Below are 11,014 nucleotides of genomic sequence, written 5' to 3' on the forward strand. Positions count from 1 at the left end.
GATTTATGTAAGAGTAATGCATGAACTTGTTGTTGAAACTGGTATATAGCGTTTACCGCCGGATTGTCTTCAAGGAATGCATCGAGCTTAAGTCGTCGTTGAGGTGTCAATTTATCAGGGCGCGTACACAGTAAAGCCAAGATGCCTCGGTTACTTTTTATTTGGCTGGATAGCTCGCGATAGGTCATCATACATTGATGTTGAAGTAAGCGAATAACATGAAAACGATCGGCTACTATTTTTGCATTAGCAAGCGTAGGTCGGGCCTTGGCCCGACAATTTCTTGATTAGAAATAAAAATTGATTTATAAGCGTAGCTAATGGAAATGAATCTGGTCCAAACTCATGCACTATCGAAGAGCTCTATTGCCGGGAGCGACCTATTTTTTACGGTGAATCTTGCTAATAGAACAAATGGAATTTTAATCAAAAAAATCGACTCGTTGTCTTATGCTATTCGAACTACCAAAGCCTGATATCCTTTTAAAATAATTGCCTATGTCATTTTGCCTGATCATTTGCATTTAATAATGGCCTTACCAGAACATGACAGCAATTCCTCTATGCGTTGGAGCATGATTAAATCGTTCTTTTCAAGAAAAAGAAAACGAGAAAGATGTATTTGGCAGAGGCGCTTTTGGGAACACCTGATCAAAAATGAATTGGATTTGGAGCATCATGTGAATTATATTCATTTTAACCCCGTGAAGCATGGCTATGTCCAAAAAGCATCTGATTGGAAATACTCCAGTATTCATAGATATATCCAAAAAGGAATTATAACCAGTGACTGGGCTTTCTCCGATATATTACAAACAACGAACCAGTTTGGAGAATAGCATTAATTTTTGTCGGGCCAAGGCCCGACCTACGCTTGCTGACGCCATTGATTATTAAACTTACCCCATAAATTTAAAAGTATGGGGTGTCTATTATTATTTGAACTCTGCAGTTGTTAGATTGTTTTCTCTAAAAGCCTCATTGTCTTGTATCTCTTTTATAAATTTATTGCCTTCTGCACTGATTATTTCCCACGCACGCTTTACTGCAGGAGTGACAGCTTCTTGTATTCTTTCCTTTAATTCCTCCATACGACCATTTTTTTCATAGGCATATTGAACTAGAGCAAAGGGGAATAAGCGGTTTGTGACTGCAGTACCCTCGGATTTGTATTTTTCTATCAAGGAGCTTTTCTGTTCTAGTTCCTGACAATGGTCTACTGTATATCGCATCATTAATAATACAGTGATTCTATAAACAAAGGCTTCAAGTGAAAAGGCAGGTTTTTGGGGGGGAAGGACTACAAAATCGCTCATACACATTAAAAGAGGGTGACTCATTGAGCTGGCTTGGGGATTTAACTGTAACGATACAGTGGGATGATTATTTTTAAATTCTTTTTTTACAAGCCTAAGGACACTTTCAATTAAGGGGGCTCCTTTCTTTGGCCACACGATATCTCTAATTTCAGGGATAAATTTTATCTCTAATTCTTTAATTAACTCAGAAGCAACAGGTTGATTACTTTGCCAATCAAGGACAATACCATACTCCCAAAATAATTTTGGGGGTTTTATTTTAAAAGAGGTTGAAGTTTCTTCATTTTTAAAAAATTGTACGGAAAGCACTAATTTCTCCTTATTTAGTTACTTGGTTTGGGTGAAAAATCAGGTTATTAGCCAGGAAGATAAGGTATTTTTTACATTAAAGTACACATATAGGGTCAGGCCTTGAGTTTTGAATTTAATGTTCTTTATTGGCTCATAGGTGCAATGCAAAATTCAAGGCCTGACCCTATATGTGTTAATTATAGTAATACTGCTGTTGCGTAACATTATATTCCTCTTCTTCATCGCTGTAATACGATTGTATTTCTGTAGGCTGGTTATGTTTATCCTTTTCTTTGTAATAAGCTCTTTCCAGCAAACGAAATTGCTCACGTTCAACTTCTAATCTTATTTGATCGCTCTGAGACTGTCCATGGCGTTCATTATTTTTGTCATTTTTTGTAGAAGCGTATAAAGTCATCTGACCCAACATAGTTTGAGTGCTATCTGGGCAAGTCCCTGCTTCTTGTTGCAATTCAAATTTAGCTTTTAGAAACAAATCCTTCCATGCTACTAGGGATTCTTTCATAAAAGGTATGCGATCGATAGCATCTAATTTTGATAGGCTACTGATAATTTCAGTAGCTTTTAGATGTGACAGAGAGCCTAACTTCCAAATTCCAGCACGCAAAGCTGTATCATGGCTTAAGGCTAAAAGATACAAGAGATCAACTCCATTATACTTGTTTAACGAAGTTAACTTATGATGCGCTATGAAATCTATAAAATCTTGCCCTAAGAGTATGTCTTTTCTCGTAGTTAAAAGAGACAACTTGTATTGCGAAGAAAAAATAATATTAGCAACAGCCTGATAATGAGCACTTTTTTCCGGTGATTGTACATCAGTGGGAAATGAATGATAAGTCAATTCATCAATAGAATTTGTCAAATGGATCCGGGTATTTTTTTCATAGAAATAAGGCATTTATTTTCCTTTTTAAAAAATTAGAGCGAAATTCAACATAAATTATAAATTTACCAATAATTATAATTTATAAACATATGGAGTTTAAATAAAACATTTGTATATATGTTATATAATGTTTTTATATTCTTAGGAGGCATCAGGGGCAGGTCTTTCCTTTTGCCTTCCTAAAATCTAAATTTAGTTATTACATAGGCAAAAGGAAAGATCTGACCCCATTAGTGGACAGACATAAATAGTGAGCTTTTGATATTTCATTCTTCCTGAAATTTGCTCTGGACTCTAACCTTAATTAAATGAAAAAAATAGAAAACTGGTTGCCCTCTTCAGTAACATTATTTTTGATTTCATAGGTAGGGGATCGAATCTCTATTGTGTAAAGTGAGTGAAAATCATTATAATTCAGCCTCTTATAAGATATTAAATGATCATATGGATCAAATAAATCGCATGATTCTGCTAACTTTAAGGAATTAAAGAACAATGGAAGAGAAGTTTCAAACAACCACTGTCTCAAGTGCTCTATGCAGATATCTATCTCATAGCCTATCCGAAAAATAACACTCCCGGGTTTGCAGCTCTTAATTTAACTATAGAAAGGATAGAAAATATGCAGCCATTTGAACAAGCTTTATTTAAATTTATAGAAAAAGGTGATCTGCTCAATACTAAAAAAAGTTTAAAATTAATCATAGAAACAGAGGGCGAATCTCTTGATGCAGTAGATGAAAATGGAAATGGTTTTTTACTTTTTGCTTTATCTCTTAAAAAAATTGAGATCGCGGAGGTAATTTTTGAGTTTTTCCTTAAAGAAAATAAATTGGAAGCAATTTGGATAAAAAATAATCTAAATCAAACCATTTTACATCTTGCCTCAGGACAACAAATACCTTTGCAATTATTGGAGCGTTTTTTGAAATCATGCTCATTTAATGAAGATTCCTCTATAGAAGAAATTTTAGAGAACATGAATCAGCTCGATAAAAAAGGAAAAACCCCTATTCATTATGCGTGCTATCACGGGATAGAAGACACAGTCAATTTTTTATTAGAAAAAGGAGCACGACTTGATATTCAAGATAATAAGGGACAATTTGCTATTAATCTGGCAGTACAACAAGGGCATGTTAAGATTGTTAAAAAATTATTAGTTGAAATGCAAAGGATGGATGTGAATTTTTCGACTCTGATTGATATTCATGAAGAGACTTTATTGCATGTAGCGTGTCGTTATGGGTACGTAAAAATCGTTAAGTTATTACTGGAGCACGGTTTAAATCCTTATCTTTACAATACTACAAATCATACAGCGCTTGATTTGTGCATTAGCTCTGGACTAAAAGCCCCATCTGACAAACAAAGTGATTATGGAAAAATACTCATTTTGTTAAACGAGTACGGTGCATTTATTGCTAAAAATTTACCCCAAGAGTTTTCAATTTATTTGGATAATGAGAATGTGTTCGGTACCCCTTATGCGGAACCCTTTTATCTCTTAGATACATGCTTTGGGGAAAAACCCGTTGAGCCCCTTTCTGTGAAAGGAATTTTTAGCGTAGACGATACGTTAGAATTAGTGAGAAAACTTTATAAAGAGAAAAGAGATTATCCACCTTTTGCCCGTCAGTTTCAAGCTATTATATGGCATTGTAGGGATTTATTAAGGAATAAGAATAATTTATCAAAACATTTGTTAGATTTTTGCACCTCGTGTATCAATTTAAATGATACCCTGAAAGACCGCCTTATTTCCTTACTCAACACGCCTCGTTTTTTTAAAAAAACCACAACATATTCTCAAATAGGATTACCTCAAGACATATTAGAAAAACTTACACTTTTTAAAAAAAATGAAGGACTTGAAAAACGCAATAATAGTCAAACCCAGCGAGAATTTCTACTTCAACTTGAAAGGCAAACGGATTTTTTAATAGGAAAACTACAGTATGCAAAAAGTCATCAACTTTCCAAAAATTGTGACATACCCCTATTATTCCTTCTTGATGGGCTCACTTTATTATCGGGTACACTTTTATTTAGTCTTACACTAGTACGTAGTAGTCCTGGGCGTGAAGAAGACTGGATGTGGATAGGTCAAATCATATCGGGAGTTTGTTTCATCGCTTCTGTCGTTGCTATACTCGGAAGGATGTCTCGAAATTACATAATTGACTCATCGTGTTGTGCAAATGAGTCAACTAAGCTCATTGAAGATTTAGAACAAATAAAAAATTCATTGACCGAAGCAAATCCTTTTCATCAGAGGCTTACCCGTTTAATTAATGAATTAATTGTGAACGATCAAGGAGGGTTTACTCCTTTTATCCACGCTTCTTCGACTGATGAGGATAGGGTTAGTCGCAAAATCGCATTACTTCAAGATTCAGTCAAACCTCTACTCGAAGATATAATAGTTAGCTGCAATTCCAATCCAGATATTAAGCTTTATCACTTATCCAATGACCGCCCTTCCTCAGAAGATGTTGAGAGCAATGATTCTAATGAAAATATAGACAACTATGAGCATGAGGATATTGTTGGCCTGCCTCTTCTTACTTCTTAAATGGCGGTTGCTAGAATAAAGACTATTTTTGCGCGACGAAAGAAAAGGTAATTTGATGCCATGTCAGACGACACCCATCATTTCAAGAATATCTTCATTTCATGAGGGTAAAAATAGTCATATTGAAATTCATGAACAAAATGAATCCAAAAATTTAATAGCCGCAGGCCATTGTTCTGAATATATAGGAATGATTTCGCAAAACTAATAGAAAGCAGCCTCTCGGAACACATAGAGGTCAGATACTGAACGATCCCGTCATAATTTTACACAATCATAATTTCCCCAATCTAATACATAATTATTGATATAAGAAAAAGCTTGTATCAATTGTTTTTTATTCACTTTATAAAAAGTTAAATGCTTTAGAATATGAAGCCCAATGAACATGATGCTTAATACAGTGATCTCGCCTTGAATTGATAGACACCTAGTTAAGAGAGTAAAATCTTAACCAGAGGTAATAATGCACAAGAACAACCCAGAACAAAAATCAAACAGAAAGAAATATAGCCCTCATTTTAAAGATCAGGCGCTAGAGCGAGCAAAAAAAGATGGTATAGCTCGGTCAGCTCCTAAATTTTTTGCTGTTATTGAGACCATGTTTGGAATCAAACTCTCAGAGCAAAAATACTCGTTCCTCATAAGGATATGCTATTTTGTGCTAAAATTATCAATAATTGATCATATTGATGATAAATATGCCAAGATATTTGCACTTAAATCGAAATCCTATCGGTGAACATTTTATGGAGGGCTCTGTCTTTCAATTCTATGACACGGTGTATGTTTCAGAGACTCTAATCATGATGTATAACGAAAACCATCGGGTTAAAGTAGGTGATGAAGGTACAGATAATTTTATCCTAACGGATAGTCTACGTCCTTGCCAAGGTGTTATCGCCAAATTAACCACGGGAGAGTTCTCTATTTATCATAATATGTTGGGATGGGAACAATGCGAAGCATACCTTAACTTTGTAGAAAGTCTCGAAGGAAAAATTGAGTACATTTATGTCTTACAGAAAGATCGCCCTATTAATAACATAAAAAAAGCACCTTGCCTTGCTATTGAGCTGACTAAATCTTTAGGTGTGGAAGTGAAGCGGTTACATGTTAATGATCATACCTTTGTTATAGGGGACTCAGAAAATAACCGAGTTATTCTAGGAAAAAATATTATTTATTACCAAGCTGGTATTTATGTGATGTCAAAAAATTTAGAAGATACTCAATATGATCAATACAAAAACAGCTACATTTTTCTAACGAACACAGATCCTTTTTCCTTATTTTATATCAATGAATTAGGTCAAAAAGTGGCAATGGTGGTGGACGACGAAGACCTGCAAAATTTTAAGCAGGTATATACTCTCATTTCAATTAAGGATGAGTCACAGCCTTTGCAAAAAGTAGTGGATGATCAAAGCCTCTTGAAGCCATTATGGGAAATTATTACTTCAAATGACGGGCATTTCCATTGTAAAGACAGCACCTATGTCTCAACTACAGAAATGGTCAATTCGGATGCGGTCTCTATTTCAACGGAGCAGGCAATTTCAATGAATCAAAGCCTAATGGATCTGGATAATGATATGAACGGTCAGTACGAAACCGTAGATGGAGGGGATCGATACTATCCTCTTTGCCGTATGACAATTCCTAGAGAATTGTTGGAAACCTATCCACCAAAACAACCAGAGCAAATGATCTCTCATAATCCTAGTATATAGTGAATATGAAAGATACTAAATATTTAATAATTAGAACGATCAATGGTAAAGCCTTAAGAAACGATTAAGCGGGTGTTATGATGAAATAGATTCAATAAAAGAAATGGAAACTGAAGAATCTACAGAGGAAGAAGAAAATCTTATGACAAGCACAGATAATGATTCTAATTATAGATGCGTATTTATGTAGAATTGGGAATTGTATTAATGACTTAAATCCACTCATTTTAAGCTAGCGTAGCAACTGTCTTGAACTTGGAATTCAAGACAGCTGCTACTTTGGCTAAAAGATAATTGGAACATTTAAAAATTTAGTAACCCCACCAAGTTGATTAATTAAGAAGAAGTATATTCATAAAATGTATTTTTTATGTAAATTAATGCTTCCTTTGCTTATTGAGAACGTTATGAAAAATATTATTTCAGCCTTAACTCTTTTGGTAACTCTTCCAGCCTTCTGTACAAGTTCTCTGGAAAAGATTTCGTCTTTCGAGGAAGGGAAGTGGGTTGCAGAATGGGTGAATCAAGATGATGCGGCACAAACTAAGCGATTATTTACTGCTCTTAAAGGTAACCTCAACAAATGTGTTGTGCCGAAGCTTCAATTGAGAGAAGCGGTTATGTCGACAGCGATTGTTTCAAAATAGCCAATGATGCACAAGATATATGTGCCAGTGCTTCAATAAATAAAAGCGGATATGTATATTCAGACTGTTTTAATTTGGTATCAGGTGGAAAATGTGCTCTTACTTCGATTGAGAGAAGTGGGTATGTCTATAGCGATTGTTTAAAACTTTAAATAGCCTAATGTAATCCCACCTACAAATTTGGTAGTTTATGATGGCTAGCTTAGCAAGCGTAGGTTGGGCCTTGGCCCAACAAGGGGCCGAATGAGATAGGAGCTTTGTTGGGCCAAGGCCCAACCTACATTTATTTCTTAACTGATCACAGAATCATAGTCTGGATGTAGCAGCTCAGATAAGATCACATAAGCTTTTATCTGAAAGGATGTTAGTTTTTAAGTCTTCGAAACCGCATTTTGAAATAAATTAATCTAATTTACCACAGTGGGTTTGTTTAGAAGTAGCTTAGCTTTTTGTCGTGGTGAATAATAATAGACGTTTAAAATAGAAATCCTGGTTGCAAGGCAACCAGGTTATGTTTGAAATTTTCCCAGACTTTCCTACGTCACGATACCTATTTCTTAGTGAACGAACTAGTTTCTATTTGAGTGTCCATTGCTTTTTGTTCAATTTCAATATCATGCTCAGCCCAATTAATTTGACCTGGTACACAAAGGTGAGGTGTGATTGCTACCTCTTCTTCAGTGATACCATCTCTTTTCAGTCCTCTTTTTGCCCCTGATACTAGATCGTCGAGGTTCTTCTTAGAATCCTCAAATAGGTAAATACCTCTTAACTTAACCTTGTAGGTTTCATTTAAACAATCCATTATTAAATTACATTTATCAATACCTAAGGTTAATGCAGTCTTTTTTATTTCAATATATGGGATTTTTGAATAGGTCAACACTGCTTCGACATAATCAGGATGGTTGGAAGTAAAAATAACAATTTTTACATTGCTATTGTTCGACATATTGCGTAGAAATTTTTCAGCTTGTTCACCGATAGCCGCAGGGTGTTTTTTTGAATGTTTCTTTTGATATTCATCAAACTCATCGGCCAAAATTTGCTTCAATTGCTTAAGCGGATAAAGTTTCTCAGTTCCGGGTTGATAGCACTTTTGAAAAAATTCACTATTAACAGTTTCTGGTCCATCTAAGTCAGTCAATACACCATCAAAATCAGTTCCAACAATAACAGTGGGTTTATTACTTTTTTTTCTGGGTGTAAAAAACTCAAAATTTCCATATTCATACTCTTCGGGGGGAGTTCCAACGCGCTGTTTTGTTTTGGAAGCGTTTAATAATTGTTTTAAAAAATCCGGATCAATTTGTTCGGGAGGAGTTCCAGATCCATACTCATTGGTGGATTCTGAATTATGGTTTGGAGTATCTATATACGTAACAGTTTCAAATTCGAATGGTGTTTCATTAGAAACTGGCTTACGCTCAGGAATAGGAATCGTTTTACTTTTCATGTTGAAAACCTCATTTGTAGATTAAATAAATTAAAAGCTTATTGTTTGTGGAGCAGCCGTGAATCGATATTTACTTTGCATAAAGGTTAAATGGCAATAAACTTAAGCTCTCTAAAGGAAAAAATAATTCTAACGGGACAACATAAAATCAAATTAGATGGGATATCTTTGGGCCGTTTATTACAATTCGCGCATTGTAAAATAATAACCTTATGACTTTATTAAGCGTGCAAAAAATTATGGACTTACTTCGATTCCTATTAGGCAAATGAATTCGTTTTAAGTGCTTGTAAATGATCCTTCGTAAAACGATGGATTATCATTACGAGCGGTGAAGGGTACAGACGGCTGAATTTTTAAATTTAAGTCATTCTTTTCTTCTGCGATACTAAAGAAACAGGAATGAATACGAGTCCAAATGAAATTTCACCTTTCCAAATTGCTCTAGCCATAATGCCCCTGATGAAGAGGACGATTTCTTAATTTTAGACTATTTAATAAGTTAATCAGATAAATCAGGTTCATAGCTTGAGCAAGCGATACTTCTTAGCAATTTCAAATTACTTCAATTTCAACAGGAGCAATGCCTTTTATACCGAGTTTTTTAGCGGCAGCGAAGGATAAATCAATGAGCCTGTTCGATAAAAAAGGACCTCGATCATTAATTCGAACCACAATCGACCGGCCATTATTCAGGTTTTTGACCCGTACTCGTGTAGCAAGTGGGAGTGTTGGATGAGCTGCTGTCATCGCATACATGTTGTAGCGCTCTCCGGTCGATGTTTTTTGATTCCGACCGCGTGACCGATACCAGGAAGCAACTCCTTTTGCTTTGTAGTGTTTGGCAGACTTCATCACATGATATGTTTTCCCCCTGATCACATAGTGATCCGGACCATTAGATTGCTGATGCGTACACGCAACCAGTAGTATGGGGAGTAAGACTGTAATGAATCGGTTAATAGTCAACATAATCGCATAATAGTTCATAAAGTTATCTTCTACTTCCGCTATGGATATTTTAAATATAAGTTTTAAATGTTATCGAGATGATCTTTATAAATAACTTAATTTTAAATATACGTAATTAATAGATCACGAGAAATAAAGATATTTCTTGCAAAAAAAATCGTCAATGGGTAACACATTTTTATCATTTGTCTTCATCATTGATTTTAGTGGTTATATATTTTTTGGATGAACATGTCCAACAAATGCTGTATAACTTCTTATCCTATCACATCAAGTCTAACCATTATACAGTTAAGTCGGTTGCAAAATTCCTTTAAATAGACCTTCTAATTTTTTATTTCTAGATTGACCCAATGTTTTTTTAGAAAAGAACATATCGCGATAATAGATTTTATTTGATTGTTCTTCTAGGTTTTGCTTTGATTCCTCTGAGCGCATTTTAACGTATTTCGGAGGATTGTTTTCTTCGGTCTTTTGAAGCTTCTGAATTTTTTTGACTACTCGCATTTGATATTTATCTAAAGGATCATTGAAGTTTCGTAAGCAGTTCACTTTTTTGTATATAATTTTAGCAAAGGGTGAGTATCCTTTGTTGTCATTTTCTTGCAATGAATTGTGCCCATAAGCGTTCATTGTTTCTTTAGAAAACCACTGAAATGGGGTTAAGGAAGTTTCACTAAATAAATCCAAATTTTTTCGAGCATTTTTGTAGCCATGCTCTGGAGAGCATAATTCAATAAATTGATGAAACCGGTTTTGATATGAATTGGGTAAATAGCTCACCAAGTTATAATGACTAATTTCGGGAGAATTCAGTGCATTTATAATCGCAAAAAAAGGAGCGTAGGATTCTTGCTCTAATAATACTTGTGCGATATCCAGCCAACGCCGAAATGCATTTACCTTGGTTTTGCTCCGTTTATGGACTAAAATGTCGTAAAATACAAAGGATTGAGTGAAGGCATCTAATTCTGTGATGTTTTCAAAACAATCAGATGTTTTTTCTTGAAAAAAATTCCCTAGTTTTTTAGGCTCTTTCCCAATTACGGGGGCACTCACATTTAACAGCACAGCACCCTAACACGAGTTCTGTAATTTTCAAAGTTACGAA

At 34.9% G+C, this 11,014-nt stretch carries 10 protein-coding genes and 1 pseudogene; 5 read left to right on the forward strand and 6 right to left on the reverse strand.

Annotated features, from left to right (window positions below; translation table 11 throughout):
• Window positions 1–251: pseudogene (locus Lani_RS04165) on the reverse strand (transposase); the annotation flags it as partial.
• Window positions 252–530: 279 nt separating this feature from the next.
• Here Lani_RS04165 and Lani_RS21260 point away from each other — a divergent pair.
• The gene (locus tag Lani_RS21260; RefSeq protein WP_019234918.1) at window positions 531–839 is read left to right on the forward strand and encodes an REP-associated tyrosine transposase; all 309 of its coding nucleotides are present in this window, start codon (window positions 531–533) and stop codon (window positions 837–839) included.
• A gap of 96 nt (window positions 840–935) precedes the next feature.
• Here the strand turns inward: Lani_RS21260 and Lani_RS04175 are convergent, their stop codons facing one another.
• Both Lani_RS04175 and Lani_RS04180 read right to left on the reverse strand, forming a co-directional pair.
• Window positions 936–1,628 carry a hypothetical protein gene (locus Lani_RS04175; RefSeq protein ID WP_019234919.1) on the reverse strand — a complete coding sequence of 231 codons (693 nt, stop codon included), beginning with the start codon at window positions 1,626–1,628 and terminating at the stop codon, window positions 936–938.
• 175 nt (window positions 1,629–1,803) lie between these two features.
• On the reverse strand, window positions 1,804–2,532 hold the full coding sequence (locus Lani_RS04180) for a hypothetical protein (protein ID WP_019234920.1): 729 nt from the start codon (window positions 2,530–2,532) through the stop codon (window positions 1,804–1,806).
• 610 nt (window positions 2,533–3,142) lie between these two features.
• On the opposite strand from Lani_RS04180, the gene Lani_RS04185 reads away from it, so the two are divergent.
• From Lani_RS04185 to Lani_RS04200, 4 genes are all read left to right on the forward strand, one after another.
• Complete coding sequence (locus Lani_RS04185) at window positions 3,143–5,095, forward strand: ankyrin repeat domain-containing protein (RefSeq protein WP_019234921.1); 1,953 nt, start codon at window positions 3,143–3,145, stop codon at window positions 5,093–5,095.
• Window positions 5,096–5,150: 55 nt separating this feature from the next.
• Complete coding sequence (locus tag Lani_RS20125) at window positions 5,151–5,303, forward strand: hypothetical protein (RefSeq protein WP_019234922.1); 153 nt, start codon at window positions 5,151–5,153, stop codon at window positions 5,301–5,303.
• A 493-nt stretch (window positions 5,304–5,796) separates the two neighbouring features.
• The gene (locus tag Lani_RS04195) at window positions 5,797–6,828 is read left to right on the forward strand and encodes a hypothetical protein (protein WP_127908252.1); all 1,032 of its coding nucleotides are present in this window, start codon (window positions 5,797–5,799) and stop codon (window positions 6,826–6,828) included.
• A gap of 407 nt (window positions 6,829–7,235) precedes the next feature.
• The gene (locus Lani_RS04200) at window positions 7,236–7,475 is read left to right on the forward strand and encodes a hypothetical protein (RefSeq protein ID WP_019234926.1); all 240 of its coding nucleotides are present in this window, start codon (window positions 7,236–7,238) and stop codon (window positions 7,473–7,475) included.
• Window positions 7,476–8,025: 550 nt separating this feature from the next.
• Here Lani_RS04200 and Lani_RS04205 read toward each other — a convergent pair.
• From Lani_RS04205 to Lani_RS04215, 3 genes are all read right to left on the reverse strand, one after another.
• Window positions 8,026–8,931 carry a radical SAM protein gene (locus tag Lani_RS04205; protein ID WP_019234927.1) on the reverse strand — a complete coding sequence of 302 codons (906 nt, stop codon included), beginning with the start codon at window positions 8,929–8,931 and terminating at the stop codon, window positions 8,026–8,028.
• Between the two features lie 555 nt (window positions 8,932–9,486).
• The gene (locus Lani_RS04210) at window positions 9,487–9,921 is read right to left on the reverse strand and encodes a septal ring lytic transglycosylase RlpA family protein (protein ID WP_040523167.1); all 435 of its coding nucleotides are present in this window, start codon (window positions 9,919–9,921) and stop codon (window positions 9,487–9,489) included.
• 273 nt (window positions 9,922–10,194) lie between these two features.
• Window positions 10,195–10,962, reverse strand: a complete 768-nt coding sequence (locus Lani_RS04215; RefSeq protein ID WP_161496373.1) for a RasGEF domain-containing protein — start codon at window positions 10,960–10,962, stop codon at window positions 10,195–10,197.
• Between the last annotated feature and the right edge of the window lie 52 nt (window positions 10,963–11,014).

The sequence above is a fragment of the Legionella anisa genome, from assembly GCF_001467525.1.
Classification (GTDB): Bacteria; Pseudomonadota; Gammaproteobacteria; order Legionellales; family Legionellaceae; genus Legionella; species Legionella anisa.